The 23,543-nt window shown below is 70.6% G+C and carries 17 protein-coding genes, 1 tRNA gene and 1 pseudogene; 13 read left to right on the top strand and 6 right to left on the bottom strand.

What is annotated here, in order from left to right; genetic code table 11:
* Positions 1–54 precede the first annotated feature (54 nt).
* The 11 genes from ACIA8E_RS22925 to ACIA8E_RS22875 all read left to right on the top strand — a co-directional run bounded on the left by ACIA8E_RS22925 (position 55) and on the right by ACIA8E_RS22875 (position 15,612).
* Positions 55–1,563: a methyltransferase gene (locus ACIA8E_RS22925; protein WP_399301114.1), complete on the top strand. Its 1,509-nt coding sequence runs from the start codon at positions 55–57 to the stop codon at positions 1,561–1,563.
* Positions 1,564–1,623: 60 nt separating this feature from the next.
* Positions 1,624–2,631 carry an ArsR/SmtB family transcription factor gene (locus ACIA8E_RS22920; protein WP_399301112.1) on the top strand — a complete coding sequence of 336 codons (1,008 nt, stop codon included), beginning with the start codon at positions 1,624–1,626 and terminating at the stop codon, positions 2,629–2,631.
* A 93-nt stretch (positions 2,632–2,724) separates the two neighbouring features.
* On the top strand, positions 2,725–3,828 hold the full coding sequence (locus ACIA8E_RS22915; protein ID WP_399301110.1) for an ATP-binding cassette domain-containing protein: 1,104 nt from the start codon (positions 2,725–2,727) through the stop codon (positions 3,826–3,828).
* Positions 3,825–4,616: an ABC transporter permease gene (locus ACIA8E_RS22910; protein ID WP_399301108.1), complete on the top strand. Its 792-nt coding sequence runs from the start codon at positions 3,825–3,827 to the stop codon at positions 4,614–4,616. The genes ACIA8E_RS22915 and ACIA8E_RS22910 overlap by 4 nt, the downstream gene beginning before the upstream one ends.
* A gap of 19 nt (positions 4,617–4,635) precedes the next feature.
* The gene (locus ACIA8E_RS22905) at positions 4,636–5,451 is read left to right on the top strand and encodes an ABC transporter permease (RefSeq protein WP_399301106.1); all 816 of its coding nucleotides are present in this window, start codon (positions 4,636–4,638) and stop codon (positions 5,449–5,451) included.
* Positions 5,452–5,686: 235 nt separating this feature from the next.
* A complete protein-coding gene (locus ACIA8E_RS22900) occupies positions 5,687–5,884 on the top strand; it encodes a hypothetical protein (RefSeq protein ID WP_329162723.1) in 198 nt (65 codons plus the stop codon).
* 346 nt (positions 5,885–6,230) lie between these two features.
* The gene (gene topA / locus ACIA8E_RS22895) at positions 6,231–9,086 is read left to right on the top strand and encodes a type I DNA topoisomerase (protein ID WP_399301103.1); all 2,856 of its coding nucleotides are present in this window, start codon (positions 6,231–6,233) and stop codon (positions 9,084–9,086) included.
* 191 nt (positions 9,087–9,277) lie between these two features.
* Complete coding sequence (tmk, locus tag ACIA8E_RS22890; RefSeq protein ID WP_399301101.1) at positions 9,278–12,424, top strand: dTMP kinase; 3,147 nt, start codon at positions 9,278–9,280, stop codon at positions 12,422–12,424.
* Between the two features lie 142 nt (positions 12,425–12,566).
* A complete protein-coding gene (locus ACIA8E_RS22885) occupies positions 12,567–13,772 on the top strand; it encodes a DNA polymerase III subunit delta' (RefSeq protein WP_399301099.1) in 1,206 nt (401 codons plus the stop codon).
* A 109-nt stretch (positions 13,773–13,881) separates the two neighbouring features.
* Complete coding sequence (locus ACIA8E_RS22880; RefSeq protein WP_399301097.1) at positions 13,882–15,411, top strand: alpha/beta hydrolase; 1,530 nt, start codon at positions 13,882–13,884, stop codon at positions 15,409–15,411.
* A gap of 127 nt (positions 15,412–15,538) precedes the next feature.
* Positions 15,539–15,612 (top strand) — tRNA-Thr (locus ACIA8E_RS22875).
* Between the two features lie 47 nt (positions 15,613–15,659).
* Here the strand turns inward: ACIA8E_RS22875 and ACIA8E_RS22870 are convergent.
* Together ACIA8E_RS22870 and ACIA8E_RS22865 are read right to left on the bottom strand one after the other, a co-directional pair.
* Positions 15,660–15,848: pseudogene (locus tag ACIA8E_RS22870) on the bottom strand (integrase); the annotation flags it as partial.
* 153 nt (positions 15,849–16,001) lie between these two features.
* Positions 16,002–16,268: a hypothetical protein gene (locus tag ACIA8E_RS22865; RefSeq protein WP_399301095.1), complete on the bottom strand. Its 267-nt coding sequence runs from the start codon at positions 16,266–16,268 to the stop codon at positions 16,002–16,004.
* A 184-nt stretch (positions 16,269–16,452) separates the two neighbouring features.
* On the opposite strand from ACIA8E_RS22865, the gene ACIA8E_RS22860 reads away from it, so the two are divergent.
* Complete coding sequence (locus ACIA8E_RS22860; protein WP_399301093.1) at positions 16,453–16,845, top strand: hypothetical protein; 393 nt, start codon at positions 16,453–16,455, stop codon at positions 16,843–16,845.
* Positions 16,846–17,078: 233 nt separating this feature from the next.
* Here ACIA8E_RS22860 and ACIA8E_RS22855 read toward each other — a convergent pair whose 3' ends face one another.
* The 3 genes from ACIA8E_RS22855 to ACIA8E_RS22845 form a co-directional block, all read right to left on the bottom strand.
* A complete protein-coding gene (locus tag ACIA8E_RS22855; protein WP_399301092.1) occupies positions 17,079–17,468 on the bottom strand; it encodes a HEAT repeat domain-containing protein in 390 nt (129 codons plus the stop codon).
* A 407-nt stretch (positions 17,469–17,875) separates the two neighbouring features.
* Positions 17,876–19,330, bottom strand: coding sequence for a hypothetical protein (locus tag ACIA8E_RS22850; RefSeq protein ID WP_399301090.1), 1,455 nt, complete (start codon positions 19,328–19,330; stop codon positions 17,876–17,878).
* Between the two features lie 613 nt (positions 19,331–19,943).
* The gene (locus tag ACIA8E_RS22845; protein ID WP_399301088.1) at positions 19,944–20,624 is read right to left on the bottom strand and encodes a phosphotransferase; all 681 of its coding nucleotides are present in this window, start codon (positions 20,622–20,624) and stop codon (positions 19,944–19,946) included.
* A 372-nt stretch (positions 20,625–20,996) separates the two neighbouring features.
* On the opposite strand from ACIA8E_RS22845, the gene ACIA8E_RS22840 reads away from it, so the two are divergent.
* Positions 20,997–21,272, top strand: a complete 276-nt coding sequence (locus ACIA8E_RS22840; protein WP_399301086.1) for a hypothetical protein — start codon at positions 20,997–20,999, stop codon at positions 21,270–21,272.
* Positions 21,273–21,307: 35 nt separating this feature from the next.
* Here ACIA8E_RS22840 and ACIA8E_RS22835 read toward each other — a convergent pair whose 3' ends face one another.
* Positions 21,308–23,002 (bottom strand): bifunctional 3'-5' exonuclease/DNA polymerase, encoded by a 1,695-nt coding sequence (locus ACIA8E_RS22835; RefSeq protein WP_399301311.1) that lies wholly within the window; start codon positions 23,000–23,002, stop codon positions 21,308–21,310.
* Positions 23,003–23,543 lie beyond the last annotated feature (541 nt).

The raw sequence follows: 23,543 nt of genomic DNA, 5'->3' as shown, positions 1-23,543 counted from the left end.
CCAGGTGGCTGCCGGGCCGGTGCCGTTGTCAGCGGGAGCGGCCACAATGGGCGGGTGAGTACGACCAGCCTCCCCGCGCCCGACCGTTCGCCCCGGCTCCGCGAAGCCCTGCTTGCCGCCGCCTTCACCGCCGACGGGCTCCTCGACCTGCTCGGCGCGCCCGCCTATGCCGCGCTCGCCCGCAGCGAGACGGTTCCGGCGCTCCGCGCCACCCGGGGTGACGCCCCGCTCGACACGCTGGTGCGGCTCTTCCTGCTTCAGCGCCCCGTTCCGTACGAGCGGGCCCGGGCCGCGCTCCCGCTGGCCGAGTGCCTCGAGGACGGCTGGGTGGTTCAGGAGGGCGACGAGGTACGGGCCACCGTCGATGTGCGGCCGTACAGCGGGCCCGAGGACCAGGACTGGTTCATCGTCTCCGACCTGGGATGCGCCGTCGGCGGCGCGGGTGGAATCGGTTCGCACGAGGAGGGGGTGGTCCTGGGTGTCGGCGGGGCGTCCACCACGCTCGCCGGAATCACCGTGCGCAAGCCGGTCGCCTCCGCGCTCGACCTCGGTACAGGCTCCGGCGTCCAGGCGCTGCACGCCTCGCAGCACGCCACCCGGGTCACGGCCACGGACCTCAACCCCCGAGCCCTCGTCTTCACCCGGTTGACCCTCGCCCTGTCCGGTGCCACCCCGGCCGACCTGCGCGAGGGTTCCCTCTTCGAGCCGGTCGGTACCGAGACGTACGACCTGGTCGTCTCCAACCCGCCGTTCGTCATCTCGCCCGGCGCCCGCCTCACGTACCGCGACGGCGGCATGGGCGGCGACGACCTGTGCCGGACGCTGGTGCAGCAGGCCGGCGACCGGCTGAACGACGGGGGGTACGCACACTTCCTCGCCAACTGGCAGCACGTCGACGGCGAGGAGTGGCAGGACCGGCTGCGTTCCTGGGTGCCGCGCGGCTGCGACGCCTGGATCGTCCAGCGGGAGATGCAGGACATCACGCAGTACGCGGAGCTGTGGCTGCGCGACAGCGGCGACCACCGTACGGACCCCGCGCAGTACGCCGCGCGGTACGACGCCTGGCTGGACGAGTTCGAGGCCCGCAAGACGAAGGGTGTCGGCTTCGGCTGGATCACGCTGCGGAAGTCGCAATCGTCCGCGGAGAACCCGTCGATCGTGATCGAGGAGTGGCCGCATCCGGTGGAGCAGCCGCTCGGCGAGGCGGTGGAGGCCCACTTCGCGCGCCAGGACTACCTGCGGACCCACGACGACGCGGCTCTCCTCGCCGATCACTTCACGCTGGCGCCGGAGGTGATGCAGGAGCAGGTCGGGCTGCCCGGCGCGGAGGACCCCGAGCATGTGGTGCTGCGTCAGAACCGCGGCATGCGGCGCGCGACGAAGGTCGACGCGGTCGGTGCGGGTTTCGCGGGCGTCTGTGACGGGACACTGCCCGCGGGCCGGATCCTGGACGCGATCGCCCAGTTGATGAACGAGGACCCGGTGCAGCTGCGCGACCGCACTCCGCAGGCGATCCGGCTGCTGGTGGGGGAGGGGTTCCTGGAACCGGCGGGGCAGGTCTGACCGGGTGCACGTCGACGGGCGGGGAGATTCGATGGGGCCGGAGGGGACGGTGAGGGCGCGATGATCCGGATCGAGCTGGACGAGGCGACGCTCGGCGCGACCCGGATCGCCATCAGCCCGCTGTGGGACGCCTTCTGCAGCCTGCATCTGGCCCGGCCGCAGCGCACGCCCTCCTGGCCGTACGAGGAGTGGGCCGTACGGGCCCGCGAGGTGCTGCGTGAGGACGACCGGACCGCGGCACTGCAGCTGCTGGTCGACGGACCGGCGAACTTCCCGGACTTCCTTCTTCCGCTTCCGGTCGGGGCCTCGTCCGTCGAGACGGAGCTGGACACCATCCGGGCGACGCCGCCCGAGGTCGTGCGGGCCGGGGTCGAGGAGCACTATCCGGGGCTGGAGGACCATCCCCGGATCCGCCCCTACCTGGACGACCCCGAGGTGGCCTGCGCCGCACTCGCCGATGCGTACCTCGCGTACTGGGAAGGCGCACTGGAACAGCAGTGGCCGACCATGCGCCGCCTGGTCGAGGACGAAGTCCTCATCCGCGCCCGGACCTTCGCGACCGAAGGGATCGACGCGCTCTTCGCCGGGCTGGAGGCGCGGGCCAAGTGGACACCGCCCGTCCTTGAACTGACGAAACACATCGACGCCGAGTACCGGGCGGGCGAGCGGCGGCTCCTGCTCGTGCCGCTCGTCTTCGCCGAGGGCTGCCGGCTCTACTCCACCGACGATCCCGAGGTCCTCGCCGTCTCCTTCCAGGCCCGGGGCGCGGGCGCGCTGCGCGAGCGGGCCGCGACCGGTCCGGAGGCCACCGACCGGCTCGGTGTGCTGCTCGGACGGGGCCGGGCATCGGTGCTGCGCCAGCTCGGCGGACCGCTCACCACGGCAGGGATAGCCGACCGGCTCGGCCTCGCGCCGAGCACGGTCTCGGAACACCTGTCCGTCCTCGCCGACGCGGACGTCGTCACCCGCCACCGGGTCGGACGCAGCGTCTACTACCAGCTCACCGACACCGGCCGGGCGCTGCTCGCGCTGCTGTCGGGCGAGGACGTGCTGCGCGCCGTGTCCTGACCGGACCGGACCACCGGGCCGGGGCGTGAACGACGATTCGGCAGCCACCGAATTGATGGCGGGTGCGGTACGGGCGGGCCTAGCGTCCCCGCCATGCTTGCGATCGAGGCGAAGAATCTCCGCCGCACCTACACCAGCCGCACCGGCTTTCTGCGCCCCCGCCGCACCACGACCGAGGCCGTGCGCGGCATCAGTTTCGAGGTCGCGCGCGGCGAGCTGTTCGGACTGCTCGGGCCCAACGGCGCGGGCAAGACCACGACCATCAAGATGCTCAACACCCTGCTGCTGCCCACCTCCGGCACCGCCCGTGTCCTCGGCCATGACGTGGCGTCCGACCCCGTGGCCGTACGCCGAAGGATCGGTTACGTCTTCGGTGGCGACCGGGGCCTGTACGACCGGCTCTCCGCTCTCGACAACCTGCGCTACTTCGCCGAGCTGTACGGGGTCGAGCCACGCGAGCAGAAGCGCCGGATCGCCGAACTCCTCGACCTGGTCGGCCTGGCCGGCCGGGAGAGGGAACGTGTCGAAGGCTACTCACGCGGGATGAGGCAGCGTCTGCACATCGCCCGCGGTCTGCTGCACAAGCCCGACGTCCTCTTCCTCGACGAGCCGTCCATCGGTGTCGACCCGGTGGCGGCGCGCGATCTGCGCCGTACGGTCGCCGATCTGCGGACCGGTGGCACCACCGTTCTGCTCACCACCCATTACATGGCCGAGGCCGACGAGTTGTGCGACCGGATCGCGGTGATCGCGGGTGGCACGATCCGGGCGCTCGGCACCCCGGACCGGCTCAAGTCCCGGGTCCAGGAGCGCGACATCCTGGAGATCGAGGCGTACGGGGCTGCCGACGAGCACCTCGACCGCATCCGCGAACTGCCGGGAGTGCGCGGGGTGGCGGCCGAGGACCGGGGTAGCCGGCAGGCCGTCATGGTGCAGACGGAACGCGGGGCGGAGCTGCACGCGCAGGTCCTGGCGGCGCTCGACGGGATCCGGATCGGACGGGTCGTCACCCGTGAACCCACCCTGGAGGACGCGTACATCGCGATCGTCGAAGAGGCCGAGCGGGCCGAGGGATCCGAGGAGTCCGAGATGGCCGGGATCGGTACGGCCGGTCGCGCGGGCACGGGCACGGACGGCAGCGCGGGCGACGACTCCCGCGCCGCGACGGCCGGCCGGTCCGAGGAGGCCGCGGTATGACCGTGTCGCGGGCCCTTCGCCTGACCGTCGTCGGAGTGCGGACCCATGTCTCGTACATGAGCCGCTCACCGCTCGAAATCACCTTCGCCGTCCTCGTGCCCCTGGTGTACGCGACCCTCGCCGTCTACCTCTTCCGTGCCGCCGACGACCCCGACGGGCTGCTCACCGCAACTGTCGGCGCGGGGCTGATGGGCATCTGGTCCTCGGTGCTCTTCGGGTCGGGCGGAGCCGTACAGAACCAGCGCTGGCTCGGCACCCTGGAGACGCTGGTCAGCTCGCCCACACCGCTCTCCCTCGTCCTTCTGCCCATCACCCTGGCCACGGCCGTCATCGGTACGTACGCCATGGGCGCGACCGTGGTCTGGGGCGCCGTGCTCTTCGACGTGCCTCTCGACTTCGCGCACCCGCTGCTCTTTCTGGTGGCCGTACCGGTGTGCGTCCTGTCGCTGGGAATGATGGGCTTGCTGCTCGCCGCCACGTTCGTGCTGCTGCGCAACGCCAACGCGCTCGCCAACCCGCTGGACGCGCCCGTGTGGCTGCTGTCCGGGCTGCTCGTGCCCGTCACCGTGCTCCCGGACTGGACGCGTCCGGTCTCCTTGGCGCTGCCGACCACTTGGAGTTCGCGTGCCGTGCACGCGGCGACATCGGGTGGTGCGGCCGTCGGTGAGGTACTGACCCCGATGGCCGTCGCCCTCGCCCTCGGTGCGGTCTACGCGCTGATTGCCGTACTCGTCCTGGGGCGGGTCGAACGCCGTGCGCGGGCCGCTGCCACCCTCTCCCTCGCCTGAAGCCCAGGAGTTTCGCCGCATGTTCCACCGGATTCCCCACCTCGCTCGACGCACCGTCCGCACGCTGCGACTCGTCGTGATCGGTGGTGCCCTCTCGTACCGGGCCCTGTTCAACTGGACGACGCCGCCCATGTTCATCGGCACGTTGCTGGTCGGCCCGCTGCTGCAACTGCTGTTCTTCGTCTTTCTCGGGCGACAGCTGGGTGTCGCCGACGACCGCTTCTACCTGCTGGGCAACGCCGTTGTCGCCGCCTCCACGGCCTGCGTCTACGGCGGCACCATGGCCATCGCCAACGAGCGCCGCTACGGCACCCTCGGAGCGGTGTTGCTGAGCCCTCGGCACCGGGCTCCGCTCTGGTTCGGGCGTGCTCTGCCCTATGTACTGAACGGCCTCCTCATCAGCGTCTTCACGCTCACTGCCGCCTGCCTCCTGCTGGGACTGCGGGTTCCGGTTGGCTCGCTGCCCGGTCTCGGGGCGGTACTCGTCGTCGCCGCGGCCGGCTGCTCCGCCTTCGGGCTCGCCCTGGGGGCGCTCGGGCTGCGTTTCCGCGATGTGTTCCTGGTGTCCAACGTGGCGAGTTCCGTACTCCTTCTGCTCACCGGGGCCAATGTGCCGCGCGAGACCCTGCCGGGGTGGATGCGGGCCTTCGGGGACGTACTCCCGCTGACCCACGCCGCCGAGGCCGCCCGGCAGTTGTCCGCGGGGGGTGGGCTCGACCGGGGGCGGCTCGGTGCCGAGCTGGCGACGGGGGCCGGGTATGCGGTGCTCGCCGTCGTTCTGCTGACGCTCTTCGAACGCGGCAGCAGACGACGCGCGACGCTCGATGTGATGTGAATCCGGGTGATGTGAATCCGGCCATCGCGCACGGCCATCGGGTGCGGTCGTCGGGTGCGGTCGCGGCACCGGCCGCTGCCGGGGCGCGCCGCCGCCGACCACCGCCACGGGCCGCGGTGCTGGAGTTCACCCGGGGTTCGTGTCCACGACGCCCGTGCGTGGCAGCCTCCCCTGGCGAGGCGACTCGACGCGGGCACGGGCTCTGCGCCGGGCGCAGACAGAGAGGCGTACGGACATGGAGAGCGGACCTGCGGTCTTCGCCGGGACGGTGTTCGCGCTGTTCGGGGCCGCGCTGCTGGTATGGACGGGGGCGCGCATCGTCCATCGCGCGCCGGTCGCGCACGGGGTGAGCCCCGTCGTCTCCACCGCACTCGCCACTTTGTTCGGCGTACTTTTCCTCGTCCTCGGCGTGTGGTGCTTCACTCACATCTGATCCGTTCCCCGGCCCGGCGCCACCGGGCTCCCACCGCCTCCCCGACCGTGCCGCCACCGGGTCCGGACCCGGGAACACGCCCGGCGGCGGCGCCTCTCTCCCCCGGCGATCACAGCGCGGCCACCGGGCCCCGAAACCCGCAGGCAGCGACCGTGCGCACCGCGTAACGGGCACTCGGGCGGCAGGAATGGCGGAAGTCGGGTTACCGTTCGAGTGGCCGTTGCGGGCTTTTGCCGTTTGACACGGGGGCGGGTTGTACCGTCACACTCCGCAGCGACAGCACCGTCGGCAGCGCCATCGCGCTGCCCGGATGCCCACTGAGTGTCGACCGGAGAGAAGAGCGAAGTTGTCCCCGACCAGCGAGACCGCACAGGGCGGCCGCCGACTCGTCATCGTCGAGTCGCCTGCCAAGGCGAAGACGATCAAGGGCTACCTCGGCCCCGGATACGTCGTCGAGGCGAGCGTCGGGCACATCCGTGACCTGCCGAACGGCGCCGCAGAGGTGCCGGACGAGTACACCGGCGAGGTCCGTCGGCTCGGCGTCGACGTCGAGCATGACTTCCAGCCCGTCTACGTCGTCAACGCGGACAAGAAGGCACAGGTCAGGAAGCTCAAGCAGCTGCTGGCCGAGTCCGACGAACTCTTCCTCGCCACCGATGAGGACCGCGAGGGCGAAGCCATCGCGTGGCACCTGCAGGAAGTGCTCAAGCCGAAGGTTCCGGTCCACCGGATGGTCTTCCACGAGATCACCAAGGACGCGATCCGGGAGGCGGTGGCCAACCCGCGCGAGCTCAATCAGCGCATGGTCGACGCCCAGGAGACCCGCCGTATCCTCGACCGTCTCTACGGCTACGAGGTCTCGCCGGTCCTGTGGAAGAAAGTCATGCCGCGACTGTCGGCCGGCCGCGTCCAGTCCGTCGCCACCCGCCTCGTCGTCGAGCGGGAGCGCGAGCGCATCGCCTTCCGCTCCGCCGAGTACTGGGACCTGACCGGCACGTTCGCCACCGGCCGAACCGGTGACGCCTCCGACCCGTCGACGCTGACCGCCCGCCTGAACGCGGTCGACGGCCGCCGGATCGCCCAGGGCCGCGACTTCGGTCCGGACGGCCAGCTGAAGTCCGGCTCCGGCCAGGTGCTGCACCTGGACGAGACGAACGCCCGGGCCCTGGCCGCCGCGCTCGCCGACTCCGCGTTCGCCGTACGGTCCGTCGAGTCGAAGCCGTACCGTCGCTCCCCGTACGCCCCGTTCCGTACGACGACCCTCCAGCAGGAGGCGAGCCGCAAGCTGGGCTTCGGGGCCAAGGCCACCATGCAGGTCGCGCAGAAGCTGTACGAGAACGGCTTCATCACCTACATGCGTACCGACTCCACGACCCTCTCCGACACCGCGATCTCCGCGGCAAGGGCGCAGGTCACGCAGTTGTACGGCGCCGACTACCTGCCGGACAAGCCGCGTACGTACGCCGGGAAGGTCAAGAACGCGCAGGAGGCGCACGAGGCGATCCGTCCCTCCGGCGACCGCTTCCGCACGCCCGCCGAGACCGGCCTCACCGGCGACCAGTTCCGGCTCTACGAACTGATCTGGAAGAGGACCGTCGCCTCCCAGATGAAGGACGCGGTCGGCAACTCCGTCACCGTGAAGATCGCTGGCCGGGCGAGCGACGGCCGGGACGCCGAGTTCTCCGCGTCCGGCAAGACGATCACCTTCCACGGTTTCATGAAGGCGTACGTCGAAGGCGCCGACGACCCGAACGCCGAGCTCGACGACCGTGAGCGGCGGCTGCCGCAGGTAGCCGAGGGCGACGCGCTGTCCGCCGAGGAGATCTCGGCCGACGGCCACGCGACCAAGCCGCCGGCCCGTTACACCGAGGCCTCGCTGGTCAAGGAGCTGGAAGAGCGCGAGATCGGCCGTCCGTCGACGTACGCCTCGATCATCGGCACCATCCTCGACCGCGGCTATGTCTTCAAGAAGGGCACGGCGCTCGTCCCGTCGTTCCTCTCCTTCGCCGTGGTCAACCTGCTGGAGAAGCACTTCGGCCGGCTCGTCGACTACGACTTCACCGCGCGGATGGAGGACGACCTCGACCGCATCGCGCGGGGCGAGGCCCAGTCCGTGCCGTGGCTGAGGCGCTTCTACTTCGGCGAGGGCGACGACGCCGTCAGTGGCGCGGCCTCCGCCGCGGGCAACGGCGACGGCGACCACCTCGGCGGTCTGAAGGAGCTCGTCACCGACCTCGGCGCGATCGACGCCCGGGAGATCTCCTCCTTCCCCGTCGGCAACGACATCACGCTCCGCGTCGGGCGGTACGGCCCGTACATCGAGCGCGGTGAGAAGGACGCCGAAGGCCACCAGCGCGCGGATGTGCAGGAGGACCTGGCGCCCGACGAGCTGTCCGTCGAGTACGCGGAGGAGCTGCTGGCCAAGCCGAGCGGCGACTACGAGCTCGGCGCGGACCCGGTGACCGGGAACCAGATCATCGCGAAGGACGGCCGGTACGGCCCGTACGTCACCGAGGTGCTGCCCGAGGGGACGCCGAAGACCGGCAAGAACGCGGTGAAGCCGCGGACCGCGTCGCTCTTCAAGTCGATGTCGCTGGACACGGTGACGCTGGCCGACGCGCTCAGGCTGATGTCGCTGCCGCGGGTCGTCGGCGAGGACGCCGAGGGCGTCGAGATCACCGCGCAGAACGGCCGCTACGGCCCGTACCTGAAGAAGGGCACGGACTCGCGTTCGCTCACTTCGGAGGATCAGCTCTTCGACATCACGCTCGAAGAGGCCCTCGCGATCTACGCCCAGCCGAAGCAGCGCGGACGGGCCGCCGCGAAGCCGCCGCTGAAGGAGCTGGGCACCGACCCGGTGAGCGGTGCTCCGGTCGTCGTCAAGGACGGGCGCTTCGGTGCGTACGTCACCGACGGCGAGACGAATGCGACGCTGCGCACCGACGACAGCGTCGAGGACATCACGCCGGAGCGCGGCTACGAGCTCCTCGCGGAGAAGCGCGCCAAGGGACCCGCCAAGAAGAAGACGGCGAAGAAGGCCCCGGCGAAGAAGACGGCCGCGAAGAAGACGACGGCGAAGAAGACGACGGCGACGGCGGCCAAGAAGACCGCGGCGAAGAAGACGACGACCGCAAAGAAGGCGACGACGGCGAAGAAGGCCGTGGCCAAGAAGGCGACTGCGGCGTCCCCCGTCGAGGACTGACGACAACTCGGCTGACGGCCGAGCACGTGTGAGCGCCGGGGCCCGGCACCTCTCGAGGTGCCGGGCCCTGCGTTTTTTTGGTGGGGGAACGAGCCGCCGCAGGCTCCCGAACACCGCCCCATCCCGCGCCCGGCGCCCATATGTTCGGATGGGGCCACCGGTGACCGCACCGCTCCGGATAGGCTGGGCGGATGACGCGAGCCGAGCAGCCAACGGTCGTGAGCCCCACCTCCGACACACTTGCCGCAGACTCACGCGAGCGCGCCGTACGAGCACTGTTGCGTGTTCCCCCGCTGAAGCGGTTGTGGAGCGCGCAGCTCGTCGGCGGAATCGGCGATGCACTCGCCCTTCTCGTGCTGGTGTTGCTGTCGCTGCAAGCGGCGGTCCTTGAGGGCTCATTCGGATCCGGATACCGCGGGGCGGCCTTTGCCGTCGCCGCTGTCTTCGGTGCCCGAATCCTTGCCACGCTCCTCTTCGGAGCCGTACTCCTGGGGCCGCTGACAACGCTCACCGCGCCCGGCGGACCGCTGGACCGGCGGTGGCTGATGATCGGAGCGGACGGGCTGCGGCTCGCACTGCTCGTCGTCGCACCGCTGTGGATCGACTGGATGCCCGACAAGGCGCTCATGATGATTCTCATCACCGTCTTCGTCACCGGCATCGGCGAACGGCTGTGGACCATCGCCAAGGACAGCGCCGCGCCCGCGCTGCTGCCCGCCCCGCCCGCGGAGGGCGCCGCGGTACGCCCGCTGCCGGACCATCTCGACGCCCTGCGTCGGCTCTCCCTGCGTACGGACTTCGCCGCCGTTCCCGCCGCCGCGGCCGTCCTGCTGATCGCCACGCTCATCGGCAGTCTGCTGGGTTCGGGGCTGGAGTGGTTCTCCTTCCACCAGGCGGCCCTCGGCTCGTACGTCGCGGCCGGGCTGTTCTCCGCCTCGATCTCCACCCTGTACTTCCTCGAACTGCCCGGTTCGCCGACGCCCCGCCCGCGCTCGCCTCTGGAGGGCCTGCGCCGTCCGACCACGGCCGACGGCCCGGACAAGGGCCGCACCGGCGCCGTCCCGCTGATCGTCGGTGCCTGCGCAGCGGTCGCCGGAGCGATCGCCGCCGCGGCCGCGGTCGCAGTGCTGCACGCGGCCGACCTCGGTGGCGGCCCCGTCGCCTTCGCCCTGCTGATCCTCGCTCTGACCGGCGCCACCGGGACCGGCATCCGAACCGCCGAGAGGGTGCTGCCCACCCTGTCGCGGCGCCGGCTGCTCGCCCTCGCCACAGCCGTCACCGGGGTCGCGCTCCTCGCGATGGGCCTGGTGCCCGACACGGCGACCGTGGTGTTCCTCGCGGTCCTCGCCGGATACGCGGCGGGTGTCGCCGCGTACACCGGGCACACGCTCGTGGACCAGGAGACCGAGGAGGTCCGCCGGGCCAGGACCACCGAGCACCTCCAGGCCGTCGTCCGGGTCCTGATCGCGCTCGGCGCGGTCGGGGGCCCGCTGCTGGCCGCTGCCATCGGCACGCACCGGCTGACCGCAGGTGACTTCGTCTTCGCGCACGGCGGCGCCGCCTTCGCCCTGATGCTCATCGGCGCCCTGCTGCTTCCGGTCGCCGCGATCGTCCTCGCCAGGACGGACGACCGGTCCGGAGTGCCGCTGCGCCGCGATCTGCGCGAGGCCCTGCGCGGCGGCGAACCGACTGTGGCGCCGGCAGCGACGGGCTTCTTCCTGGTTCTGGAGGGCGGCGACGGGGCCGGCAAGTCCACCCAGGTCGAGGCGCTCGCCGAGTGGATCCGCGCCAAGGGCCACGAGGTTGTCGTCACCCGCGAGCCGGGGGCGACCCCGGTCGGCAAGCGACTGCGTTCCATCCTGCTCGACGTGTCGTCGGCCGGTCTTTCGAACCGGGCCGAGGCCCTGCTGTACGCCGCCGACCGTGCCGAGCACGTCGACTCGCTGGTCCGTCCGGCGCTGGAGCGCGGCGCGATCGTCATCTCCGACCGTTACATCGACTCGTCCGTCGCCTACCAGGGCGCCGGCCGAGACCTGTCCCCGACCGAGATCGCCCGGATCTCGCGGTGGGCGACGAGCGGCCTCGTTCCGCATCTGACGGTGCTGCTCGATGTCGACCCGGAGACCGCGCGGGAACGGTTCACCGAGGCGCCCGACCGGCTGGAGTCGGAGCCGCCGGAGTTCCACGCCCGGGTACGGTCCGGCTTCCTGACCCTGGCCGCGGCCGACCCGACCCGCTATCTGGTGGTGGATGCGGGCCAGGATCCGGAATCGATCACCACCGTCGTACGCCACCGGCTCGACCAGCTCCTGCCACTCTCCGAGGCCGAGATCAAGGCCCAGGCGGAGGCGCGCAAGGCGGCCGAGGACGAGGCCCGGCGCAAGGCCGAGGAAGAGGCCGCCCGCAAGGCGGAGGAAGAGCGACTGGAGCGCGAGCGCCAGGAACAGCTCGCCAAGCTCCGTGCCGAGGAGGAGGAGCGTCAGCGCCGCGAGCTGGAGGAGGCGCGGCAGCGCGAGGCCGAGCGGCAGGCGGAGGAAGGCCGCCGGCGGGCCGAGGAGGCCCGCAGGATCGCCGAGGAGGAGCGGGTCAGGCGGGAGGCCGAGGAGCAGGCCCGCGAGGCCGAGCAGGCCCGGCTGCGAAGGCAGGCCGAGGAAGAGGCCAGGCTCCGACAGGAGGCCGAGGCGCGGCGGCTGGAGAAGCAGCGCAAGGCCGAGGAGGCTCTGCTGCGGGCCGAGGCGGCCCGGCGGCAGGCGGAGGCCGAGGCGGCTTCGGCTGCGGCTGCGGCGGCGGGGGGTGCCCGAGCGGGGTCCGCGTCCGTCCCGGACAACGAGCTGACGGTGCCGACGCCGATGGTCGGCCCGAACGAGGTGACCCAGGCGGTGCCGTCGCCGGTTGCCACACCGTCGCCCGAGGCCGAGACGGCGATGCTCCCGAAGATCTCCGACGCGACGGACCGTTCCGAGCGGTCGGAGCGTCCTTCGGCACGGGACGCTGCGGGCGCCGCGGACGAGACGACCGTGCTCCCGCCGGTCAGGGACGTACGGGAGGCTCGTGACGAGCATCCGGCGGACCGGGTTCCGCGCGGCATCTTCCGTGACGAGCACGCAGCGGAGAGGGAGAACGAGCGCACCCGGGAGCTGCCGCAGTTCAGCGATCCCCACGCTGCCGAGGAGCAGGAGCAGGAGCGGCGGTCGCGCGGCCGGCGTCCTCGTCCGGACTGGGCCGAGGAGACCCCGCTGGACGATCTGCCGACGCTGGCGGACGAGCTGCTCGGCGATCACGACAGTGACGACGAGGACCCCGGCGCCTCCGGACGCGGCCGCCGCCCGCGCCGCTGAGCGAAGCCGGCTGACGGGCCCCAGCCGGATCCCCGGCCGGGGGCCCGGGTGCCGGGGACGGACCGGATCGCCGGGATTGTCAGACCCTTCCCCCACAATGGGAAGCCGGAGCCGTACACGACCACCGGAAGGGCGGTGACCCATGTCCGTATGGGACGACCTGGTCGGCCAGGACCGAGTGCAGGAGCAGCTCGGCGCCGCCGCCCAGGACGCCGATGCGCTGGTCACCGCCGTCTCTGCGGGGGAGCGGGTGCCGCCGGGGTCGAGGATGACCCACGCCTGGCTGTTCACCGGACCGCCGGGATCCGGGCGGTCCACCGCCGCCCGCGCCTTCGCCGCCGCCCTCCAGTGCACCAGCCCGGACCGTGCCCTGGGCGGCGCACCGGGGTGCGGCTTCTGCGACGGTTGTCACACGAGCCTCGTCGGTACGCATGCCGACGTCGAGGTGGTCCGCACGGACCAGCTCTCCATCGGTGTGAAGGAGACCCGCGAGCTGGTCCGCCGCGCCCAGCTCTCCCCGGCCGTGGGCCGCTGGCAGGTGATCATCCTGGAGGACGCCGACCGGCTCACGGAGGGCGCGGGGAACGTACTGCTGAAGGCGGTCGAGGAGCCCGCGCCGCGGACGGTGTGGCTGCTCTGCGCCCCCTCCCTCGAGGATGTGCTGCCCACCATCCGGTCCCGCTGCCGTCATCTCACGCTGCGCACCCCGCCGGTCGACGCCGTCGCCGATGTGCTGATCCGGCGCGACGGCATCGATCCGGATCGGGCCGCGTCCGCCGCGCGCGCCACGCAGGGGCACATCGGCCGGGCCCGCCGCCTCGCCACCGACGAGAAGGCCCGCGCGCGCCGCGCGGCCGTGCTCAAGCTTCCGCTCAGGGTCGACGACATCGGCGGCTGTCTGAAGGCGGCCCAGGAGCTCATCGACACCGCTGCCGACGATGCGAAGCAGGTCTCCGAAGAAGTCGACGTCAGGGAGACCGAGGACATGAAGACCGCGCTCGGCGCGGTCGCCGGAGGCCGGATGCCGCGCGGCACGGCGGGGGTGATGAAGGAGCTGGAGGACAAGCAGAAGCGCCGTAAGACCCGCACCCAGCGCGACAGTCTGGATCTGGCGCTCACCGATCTGACCGGCTTCTACCGCGACGTACTGGCACTTCAGCTGGGTTCGCAGATCGCGCTCTCCAATGTCGATGTCCGGGACGCACTCGACCGGATCGCCCGGTCCTCCACACCCGAGCGCACCCTGCGCCGGATAGAGGCAGTGATTGCCTGCCGCGGCGCGCTGGACCGCAATGTGGCGCCGCTGCTCGCGGTGGAGGCGATGACGATGGCACTGCGCGCAGGCTGACACCGACTTCTGACACGAAGCTCCGGTATGGACCGCCGACACGGATCGCCGATTCACCCGATTGGGTAACGAATCGGGCGAGTCGTCGCATGGCGGCTACGCTCCGGGGATGGATACCAGGCGCCTGCTCCGTACCTTCGGCACCCTGCTCGGCACTGCCGGCCTACTCATCTCCGGCTGCAGCAGCGGCAGTTCGACGACGAGTGCGTCGAGTTCCGCGCCTGCCGCGCCCACGGAGCTTCTGCCGTACTACACACAGCATCTGACCTGGCGGGACTGCGGTGTCTCCGGCTTCCAGTGCGCCACCATGAAGGCGCCCCTCGACTACGCGAAGCCGGGCGCCGGCGACATCAAACTGGCCGTCTCCCGCAAGAAGGCCACCGGCCCGGGCAAGCGGATCGGCTCCCTCCTGGTGAACCCGGGCGGCCCCGGCGGCTCCGCCATCGGTTACCTCCAGAGCTACGCGGCCGCGGGCTACCCAGTCCCGGTCCGTGCCCGCTACGACATGGTCGCCGTCGACCCGCGCGGCGTCGCCCGCAGCGAACCCGTCGAATGCCTCACCGGACCGCAGATGGACGCGTACACCCAGGTCGATCAGACCCCTGACGACGCCGCCGAGGTCACGCAGCTGAGCGACTCCTTCCAGAAGTTCGCGGACGGTTGCGAGCAGCGCTCCGGCAAGATCCTCCCGCACGTCTCCACCGTCGAGGCGGCCCGCGACATGGACATCCTGCGGTCCCTGCTCGGTGACGAGAAGCTGACGTACGTCGGGGCGTCGTACGGCACCTTCCTGGGTGCGACGTACGCCGAGCTCTTCCCCGCCCGGACCGGCCGCCTCGTCCTCGACGGGGCGATGGACCCGGCGCTCTCGTCGATCGAGATGAACCGCGACCAGACCGCGGGCTTCGAGACCGCATTCCAGTCCTTCGCCGCCGACTGCGTGAAGAAGTCGGACTGCCCGCTCGGCACCACCTCCACTGCCGATGCCGCCACCCACCTCGAGCAGCTCTTCGCCGACCTCGACGCCAATCCCATCCCCACCGGCGAGAGCCGCAAGCTCGGCGAGTCCCTCGCCACCATGGGTGTCGTCGCCGCCATGTACGACGAATCGTCCTGGCCGCAGCTCCGTGAAGCCATCAAGGGCGCCCAGGCGGGCGACGGTTCCGGCCTGCTCACCCTCGCCGACAGCTACTACGAGCGTCAGTCGAACGGCACGTACGCGAACCTGATGTCCGCCAACGCGGCCGTGAACTGCCTCGACTCGCCCCCGGCCTTCACCGGCCCGAACTCCGTCATGCAGGCCCTCCCCAGCTTCGAGAAGGCGTCCCCGGTCTTCGGTAAGCCTCTCGCCTGGGCCTCCCTGAACTGCGCCGACTGGCCCGTCGGCGCCACCGGCACCCCGCACCGCATCAAGGCGAAGGGCGCTTCCCCGATCGTCGTGGTCGGCACCACCCGCGACCCGGCCACCCCGTACAAGTGGGCCCAGTCCCTGGCCGGCCAGCTCTCCTCCGGAAGGCTCCTCACCTACGAGGGAGACGGTCACACAGCGTACGGCCGCGGCAGCGACTGCATCGACACGGCGATCAACACGTACCTCCTGAACGGCACCCCGCCCGCCGCCGACAAGAAGTGCTCCTGACTCCCCGATTCGCCGAAGCTCCCCCCTGACCAGCGGGTACGGCTCCGGGGGAGGGCGGTACGGAGCACTCTCCGAAACTGTGTAGACTTGGCGACGCCGCTGATCGCACCATGGTGCGACGGGGCGTGCCGCCTTAGCTCAGTTGGCCAGAGCAACGCACTCGTAATGCGTAGGTCTCGGGTTCGAATCCCGAAGGCGGCTCTGTAGAAGCCTCAGGACTCACTCGCCGTGACCTGGGGCTTTTGCTTTTATTGGATGCGACGCCGCCGTCGAGCGCGGGCCGCGCGAGTGTCGACGGTCTCAGTTCTGGTCTCAGTGCGGCCAGGATCCGGCTCCGGGGGCGCGGGAACGGAGAACTCGCCCATGCGACGCATGTCATCCTTCGACAGGTGGGAGCGCCCCTTCACGTACCGCCGGGTCTGACTGATCTGGGTGTGCCCAGCATTCAGGGGAGCAGTCCAACAACGTCTCAGCATGGAGTGCCGCCACAGCGGCCTCCAGTCCCACCGATGGCACGGCGAGATTCCCGACGGCGGACGGGATGGGAGCGTGGTGGGTTGAGGGGTGCTCGATGAGGTACGGACTGGATATCAGTCCGCCGTGCCGTTATGAGGCTTGAGGCTGCAGGTATCGGCGATGTCCACGCCATGGAGAGCTTCGTCGCTGACGGGCTCCGCGTACGCAAGGATGTCCTCAAGCCGTCCCCTGCCGAGTGAGCCGCTTCCGAGCCTCTCCTCCTCGACGTAGGTGACACCGTCTTTGGTGAACACCCCGGTCACCCGGAAGTCGTAGTCGTGCTGCGGGGCGCCCGGGAAGCGCACGGCCCAGATGGAGCCGATCCGGGGATGTGCGGCCATGCTGCCCAGTCTGTCAACTTCTTCTCAGCCCACCACCGGACTCGTGCGCGGGGTGCGCCGCATCCAGCGCGTGGGTCGCGAAACAGTTTGCCTTCCGTGATTCTTTGGCCCTAGGATCGCGCTGGCTTTTGCATCTGCAGAGGCCCAAAGTGCTTACAGGGGGAACGACTTGAGACTAGGACGTATGGCCAGTGTGGCCGCCGCGAGCGCCGCGCTCGTAATGGGAGTGACCAACTCTGCGGTGGCGGCCGACCACACCATGCACACGGGGGATGCCTGGGGAAACGTTCCCGGCGTCGACTGGAGCGGCACCGCCTTCTTCAACGAGTACGGTGATGTCGTAACGATCAAGGACAACGACGCCGACGGCCGCGGTGTCACGATGAACGTGTACATCGGCAGCCCGAGCGGCAACCCGCGCTACTCGTTCAGCGTCGGCGGCGAGGGCAACACCAACACCCGCAAGGCCGCGATGGGCGGCGTGTACGACCTGCCGGAGAACACCAACATCGGCTTCAAGTTCTGCCGTTCGCCTGACGGCGAGTGCAAGGACTACACGTTCCTCAACGACAACTGATGTCGGAGTGAACCGCGACGGCCCCGCTCCACTTCACAGGAGCGGGGCCGCTCCCGTGTAGTTGGAGATGCGCTGGGAGTGTCTGATTCTCCGTGTGGCCCCGGTGCTGACGTGTGTTCTGTGTCGTGTGGTGCTACTGATTGCCAACTCGGCTCCCGGCGTGCGATGTTCGCGCGTCGCGGGGCGTTCGTCCTTGCTTCACATCAGTGATCCTTCCCGGCCGGGACCACGTCTCATGCCATCCGGGTCGCACCGGGGCATACACGAAGTTGAGGACAGTCCCGATCCTGGGCGCCGAGTGCGGCGAGGGCCGACCGGATGCCGACCGGCTCGCCATCGTCCGGCGGCGTCGCCCGCACCACACAGGCGCGCGGTACGCACGCCAGGGGCTCGACCGCGTCGCTGATCCCCAGGGCCGAGAGGGTGAGCGCCGCCCACTCCCGGACGGTGTTGTTCTCGTCGGCCAGCAGCTCGGTCAGGGCCGGGCCGCAACGTGGGTCGCCCACCTCCTCGAAGACCTCGACAGCGGTCAGCCGGCCGAAGCTGCCGAGGGATGGGAGGCCGTCGACAATCGCAGGGATCGCCGGGCTGCCGATGTGGATCAGCTCCGCACGGGCATCCATGGGCTGTTCCACTCCACCGTCCATCTGCAGGACGAGAGCGAGTCGGGATGCCAGTAGGCGAAGTCCCTCTCGGAAGCGGGTGGTTCAGTGCGAGTCGGACGAGGTGCCGCGCCGCCAGAAGATCGGCAGCCACCAGCACAGCACTGAGCGGTCCTGTGGCCATGGGACACGTTCCTTGGCCTCCCACTCCTCAAAGGAGTCCCGGGACAGATGGATTGGGCGCCAGGCCGGATCAAGCCGTTCGTCCGCGGCGGGTGGGTACGTGGGACAAACCCTGCCGGTCGCAGGCACCGAAGTCCTGATCATTGTGCTGTGCCTCGATGAGCGAGGTCTTATCGGCTCCGCCGGAGCATCTGACCAGCCAGAAACAGGATCCAGTCCTACCCCGTCCGGGATAGGTCGGCAGATCACTGAGCTGGGAAGCGTCGCTCGTACACCGTCACCCTCCGACCGCGGACCTCTTCGTCCGCCACCACTGTGAAGTACTCCTTCAACACGGACGCTTTCATTTCGTCCCGCGCCGCCGACACCGGCTTCGCCACCTTCGTTGCGTCCGTGACCAGGAGTATCCGCCGCTGGGCCAGCATCGCGGCCCTGATCTGATCCGGGCCCGCCTCCACTCCCTTCAGCGTCCCGGAATCCTCTGGGCTCTCCGTCAGAGCGATGTCGCTCAGACCTCTGAAGGCGTCGGGTGAGACCAACTTGGTGTCGCGCCGCGCTGCCGGTACGAAGAGCACCGAGCCCCCGGTGCCCTTGAGCCGCCGCACATCCGCCGCCACCGCCAGGACGTCATCCACCCGGCTCGCCGGGGACCGCTTGGCCAGCGACTGCGGCAGCAGTGCGACCACCGCTCCGGCGACCACCACGGGGAGCAGCCACGTCGACGCTTTCGGGAACCGAGGCGCGGCTGCCTGTATCGCTGTGCCCAGTGCCACACCGATCAGCAGCGCCAGACCCAGCAGGCTGAACACGATGTACCGGTCCACGAACACCGGCTCAATCAGCGAGAGACCGATCAGGCCGACCTGCGGCACCGCCAGCAGCGGCAGCCCGACGGCCGCCGCTGACAGCCGGCCAACCTGCGGTCGGTCCAGTAGTGCTCCCAAGCCGCCGATCGACAGCAAGACCGCCGGGCCGATCACCATGTGCCAGGTCAACGGCGGTATCCAGGACATCTGTTCAGCCTGGCTCCGGCTGAACAGAATCAGCGGCAGCACACACGCCAGAGCGGCCGCCGAAGCAGTCGCCCAACTCGTCCACAGCTCGCGCCGGGCCCGCGTCCACACCAGGGTCGCCAAGTGCGCGGGCAGTATCAGCAGCGACAACCAGTTCAGCATGCCGCACAACAGGACCGTGCCGCCGTACGCTGCCCAGCGCGGGGCACCGCGACGCCCCTCGAGGCCGGTGACCAACAGCAGGGTCGAGATCCCGGCGCCGGCCGCCACCAGCGCGTACGGGCGGCCTTCTTGCAGATAGAACTGGACGGCCGGAAGCAGCCCGAACGCCAGCCCTCCCCCCAGGCCCGCCCAGGCCCCGGCCAGCCGGTGGCCGATGACCGCCACACAGGCCGATGCTGCCGCCATGGCCAGCACGGAGGGCAGCCGCAACGTCGTGGTACTGGGCCCGAAGCATTCGAAGAGTTCATGCATCAGCAGGTAGTAGAGCCCGTGCACGGCGTCTACCTGCCCCAGCATGTGCCAGATCTCGGGGATGGACCGAAGGGCCACCTGCCAGGTCGCGGCCTCGTCCCGCCAGACGCTGTGCTGCCGGGGCAGTCCCCACAGGCCGAGGGCGAGGGTCCCCAGCATCGGGATCAGCGGGACCGGCAGGCGGCGCCGGAAGACGGCTATGGGGGGAGTCATGAAGGTGTGCGGGTCCCCGTGGTAGCGGTGCGGAGCGATGTCAGCGGTCGACGGGCACGAACTGGAGCCATCGGACCGGCTTTTGTGTAGCGCGCAGACTACCTCGACCTGCGTCTTCGCGCCCCCGCTGCCGCTACAGCACCCCAGAACTCACTCGCCGTGATCTGGGGTTTTTCCTTTTTGTGGACATGACGTCGATGTCCGGCGCGCTAGCGGCCGCCGCAAGGGGACAACGGCGACCGATCCTTTCCCGCTTCCCCTCTTGACTACGGACAAATAAGGAGGAAGCTAGGCAATACACCAGACAACCGGTGAGAGCCGCACCGCCGATGAAGACGTTCATCGACCCGAGTGACACCCATCTCGGCAACTGGCTAGGCTCCCGGCAGAGCAACGTATCGGCATCGGAGTCGTCAGCGACGACTGACGCTTACGGACTGATATGGGGCACCGGGAGCCATCGTCTGTGCGGCTCCGTAGCGGCGCCAGAACTCGAGTCACCCCAGAACTCACTTGTCGTGATCTGGGGCTTTTTCTTTTCCCGGGGTCGGCTGCCGGGATCACGATGATCTCCGCGCCGACGGCAGGGGCCCCGGCTCGGGCATCGAGGGGCTCACCCGGCCAGTTCGCCGATCAGGTCCGCGGCTTCGTCGATGAGGGCCAGTTCGTGCGGGCTCAGGTTCGGGTCCATCGCGCGGCGCCGCTTGGCCTGGGCGAGGTGGGCGGCGGGGACGCCTCCCTGGTCGGCGAGGTGTGGGAGCAGGGCCTTGAGCAGAGAGCGGGCGCCCGCTGCCGACGGCGATGCGGGATCCACCGCCACCTGGGCCAGGATCAGCGACGACATGGCCCGGTCCAGGGCCGGCGGGCCTTCCGCGGTGGTCCGCCAGTCGATCACCACCGGGCCGTCCGGCATCAGCATCACATTGTCCGGGTGCAGGTCGAGGTGGAGGACCCGGTCCTCCGGGTCCTGGGAGACCCTGGCCGGGATCGTGTGCAGGTCGGTGAGGAGGCCGGCGAGCATGGCGCCGCCCTCGTCCTCGGCGAGCGCACCGGAGAGCAGCGACTCCAGCATCGTCGGGCCGGTCAGACGTTGCAGCACCAGGTCGGAGGGGGTGGCGGTGGTCGGGATCGGGCCGAGGCGGGGGACGGGGTAGCCGCACGCCGAGAGGTAGGACATGACGGCGAGTTCCGGTGTGGCATCGCTGCTGTCGCGGTACCGGCGCAGGACCCAGGCCTCGTCGATCGCGTACACGTCGGCAGATCGTCCCGTACCCAGCAGTTGGCCTATTCGCATGAGGGGAACCTACTGGTGCGGTTCTCGGCCGGGGAGATCCCCCACGCATATCGGAGGGGCCCGTGACGCGAAGTGCGGGGCCGCTTCAGCCGACACCGCTTGTCGGCATTTCCCCCTGGCCGCCTTGACCGCCACCGTGGCCACCGGCGCGCTTGCGCTCGTGGGCCGACGTCCGGCATCGCGTCCGCCGCCCCAGCCTTCCCTCGTCTTCCATCGCCCACGGCGCGGGGACGAAAGCGTTCCCGGTCCGGGCTGGTTTCCGCGGAGTAGTCTGGAAATGTCGAGAACGTTCCGTACGCCGGTTCGTCGGTTTGCGTCGTTCCCGGCGATTCTTGTTCTTTCGGCCTGCGCATTCGAAGGGGGCCGTCTCTTATGGACACCTTGATCATGGCGGCGGTCGTCCTGGCGATGATCGCGCTGACTGCGTTCTTGATTCATCTGCTCAATGCGCGGCACCGTCATCACCATCTGCGAGCAGTGCATTACGACCACGGTCTGGCCGGGTTCGGCGGGTTCGGGGGGCCGGGCGCGGGCACCGGGCGAGTCGTTCCGCCGGTGGAGACCGTGCAGCCCACGCAATCCTTGCGGAAGGCCGAGCCCCGGGTGGCCGATCGGCCCGGTGGTGCCGATTCCGGTTCCGGGGAGTGACGGGGGTGGCGGGGAGTGACCTCTCCTGATCGGCCCTACTTGGCGTCGGAGTAGCGTTCCACGATCGCCGTCGTGAAGGGGAAACGCACCGGCGTCTCGCCGAAGGCGGTCCGCCCGGCCCGTTCCCCGGCCGCCCGGATCGCCTCCACCACCGCATCCGCCTCCTCCTGGGGGCAGTGCACCATCACCTCGTCGTGCTGGAAGAAGACCAGCTCGGCCCGGAGACCGGCGGCCGCCAGGGACTGGCGCAGCGCGGCCAGGAGCAGCAGTGCCCAGTCCGCGGCACTGCCCTGCACCACGAAGTTACGGGTGAAGCGGCCCCGCGCGCGGGCGTTCGACGAGGCATAGCCCGGGGTGAAGTCGCCTTCGCCGGACGACTGCTCGTCGCTCTCCTGCGGGATACCTGCCTCGTCGTCGTCCCCGCTCCCGGCGGCCGGCGGGCTGGTCCTGCCCAGCCATGTCCGTACGAGACGGCCTTCCTCGCCCTCCTTCGCCGCGTCGTCGACATACGCCACGGCCAGCGGGAACCGCCGCCGCAGTGCCGCCAGATTCTTCAGGCCGTCGCCCGACGTCTGGCCGTAGATCGCGCCCAGCAGCGCGATCTTGGCATGGTTGCGATCGCCGTGGAACGCGCGGTCCGACAGCGCCGTATAGAGGTCGCCGTCGTGGCCCGCCACCTCCATCAGGCCGCGGTCGCGGGAGATCGCGGCCAGGACCCTCGGCTCCATCTGATCGGCGTCCGCGACGACCAGCCGCCAGCCGTCGTCGGCGACGACCGCCTGCCGGATCACCTTGGGGATCTGCAGTGCCCCGCCACCGTTGGTCGTCCAACGGCCGCTGACCGTGCCGCCCGGTTGGTACTCGGGGCGGAACCGGCCGTCCCGCACCCAGTCCTGGAGCCAGCTCCAGCCGTGCGCCGTCCAGATCCGGTACAGCTTCTTGTACTGGATCAGTGGCTCCACCGCCGGATGGTCCAGCTCCTCCAGCTCCCAGCGGCGGGTCGACTGCACCTTGATGCCGGCCTGCGCGAACGCCTTCACCACGTCGGTGGGGAGGTCCGGGCGGACGCGGCGGCCGAACGCCGCGGACACCTCGTCGGCCAGCTCGGCCAGTCTGCGGGGTTCGCCGCCGCCGGCGTACCGCTCGCCCAGCAGGTCGTGCAGCACGTCGCGGTGCACGTCGGCCCGCCAGGGCAGGCCCGCCCGGTTCATCTCCGCGGCGACCAGCATGCCGGCCGACTCGGCGGCCGTCAGCAGGCGCATCCTGCCGGGGTGCGCGGTGGCCTCGTGGCGGCGCAGCTGTTCCGCGTAGACCTGGAGGAGCGCCTCGAACGGGATGTCCGTGCCGGACGGCGGCTCGAAGAGGGAGGACTGCGAGCCGGGTTCGGCGGAGCGGGACGGGGGGTCCGGAGGCACGGGGGCGTTACGGAGGCGGGCGTAGGCGGCCGCGGCGGAGCGGGGCTCGCCCATCCGGCCCTCGTGTGCGAGGAGGAGTGACTCGGCGACCTCGATGTCGTAGCAGCGGCTGACCTGTACGCCCGCTGCGAGCAGGCGTGGGTAGATCTCGGCGGTCGACCGCCACACCCAGCGGGTGACGTCCGGGCGGGAACGGACGGCCTCCACCAGGTCGGGCTCGGTGTGGAACGGGGCCGCGGGCAGGCCGGCGGGGGCCAGCGGGGCGAGGTGGGCTCCGCCGGTCTCTGTGGCGGTCAGAGCCCAGCGCTCGGTCATGCGTCTGAGTTTGGCAGGTGGGACTGACAGTGGGGGTGGGGCCGCGCGGCGGCCCCCGCACGGCCCCGCCCGCCTCTTCCCGAAACCGGGGCTCCGCCCCCCGCCCGGACCTCCATCGCGTGACGGGCTGAGGGGCGGGGAGCGGCGATTCACCCGTTTCGAACGGCTTTCGGCGCCATGGCCGCCGCCACCGCGACCACTGCACATGCCCCGGCCGCACCCCCCACCACCGGCCACCGGACCGCCACCGTGACCGGCGCGGACAGCGTGGCCAGCGCGGCGCCGAGTCCGGCCGGTCGCGCCGACCGTGTGCTGCTCCCACTCCTCGTTCACGACGATCGAGCGGTTGTCGAGATCGCGCAGGTCGCCCGCCACCACCGGCAGCCGCTCGACGGCCGCCAGGGTCTTCGCGTCGTCGACCGCCCGCGCCTGCGATCTGATGAGGGCGGTGCCCTCCTCCCGTACGAAGACCGCGGTCGACGCCGGGGCGGACAGCGTCGCCCCGGGAACCCGCCGCGCCTTCACGTCCTTCACGTCCTTG

Origin of the sequence: Streptomyces sp. NPDC051664, from assembly GCF_044453545.1 — a bacterium.
In the GTDB taxonomy this organism is placed as follows: Bacteria; Actinomycetota; Actinomycetes; order Streptomycetales; family Streptomycetaceae; genus Streptomyces.
This window is presented reverse-complemented; position numbering and strand designations above follow the sequence as displayed.

What these genes read in the sequence shown, in the direction of transcription:
- ACIA8E_RS22905 (WP_399301106.1), top strand. Translation starts at nt 4,636, where the DNA reads ATGTTCCACCGGATTCCCCACCTCGCTCGACGCACCGTCCGCACGCTG.
- tmk (WP_399301101.1), top strand. Translation starts at nt 9,278, where the DNA reads ATGACGCGAGCCGAGCAGCCAACGGTCGTGAGCCCCACCTCCGACACA.
- ACIA8E_RS22840 (WP_399301086.1), top strand. Translation starts at nt 20,997, where the DNA reads ATGGACACCTTGATCATGGCGGCGGTCGTCCTGGCGATGATCGCGCTG.
- ACIA8E_RS22920 (WP_399301112.1), top strand. Translation starts at nt 1,624, where the DNA reads ATGATCCGGATCGAGCTGGACGAGGCGACGCTCGGCGCGACCCGGATC.
- ACIA8E_RS22865 (WP_399301095.1), bottom strand. Translation starts at nt 16,268, where the DNA reads ATGGCCGCACATCCCCGGATCGGCTCCATCTGGGCCGTGCGCTTCCCG.
- ACIA8E_RS22900 (WP_329162723.1), top strand. Translation starts at nt 5,687, where the DNA reads ATGGAGAGCGGACCTGCGGTCTTCGCCGGGACGGTGTTCGCGCTGTTC.
- ACIA8E_RS22885 (WP_399301099.1), top strand. Translation starts at nt 12,567, where the DNA reads ATGTCCGTATGGGACGACCTGGTCGGCCAGGACCGAGTGCAGGAGCAG.
- ACIA8E_RS22910 (WP_399301108.1), top strand. Translation starts at nt 3,825, where the DNA reads ATGACCGTGTCGCGGGCCCTTCGCCTGACCGTCGTCGGAGTGCGGACC.
- ACIA8E_RS22855 (WP_399301092.1), bottom strand. Translation starts at nt 17,468, where the DNA reads ATGGATGCCCGTGCGGAGCTGATCCACATCGGCAGCCCGGCGATCCCT.
- ACIA8E_RS22915 (WP_399301110.1), top strand. Translation starts at nt 2,725, where the DNA reads ATGCTTGCGATCGAGGCGAAGAATCTCCGCCGCACCTACACCAGCCGC.
- ACIA8E_RS22845 (WP_399301088.1), bottom strand. Translation starts at nt 20,624, where the DNA reads ATGCGAATAGGCCAACTGCTGGGTACGGGACGATCTGCCGACGTGTAC.
- ACIA8E_RS22850 (WP_399301090.1), bottom strand. Translation starts at nt 19,330, where the DNA reads ATGACTCCCCCCATAGCCGTCTTCCGGCGCCGCCTGCCGGTCCCGCTG.
- ACIA8E_RS22880 (WP_399301097.1), top strand. Translation starts at nt 13,882, where the DNA reads ATGGATACCAGGCGCCTGCTCCGTACCTTCGGCACCCTGCTCGGCACT.
- ACIA8E_RS22860 (WP_399301093.1), top strand. Translation starts at nt 16,453, where the DNA reads ATGGCCAGTGTGGCCGCCGCGAGCGCCGCGCTCGTAATGGGAGTGACC.
- ACIA8E_RS22835 (WP_399301311.1), bottom strand. Translation starts at nt 23,002, where the DNA reads ATGACCGAGCGCTGGGCTCTGACCGCCACAGAGACCGGCGGAGCCCAC.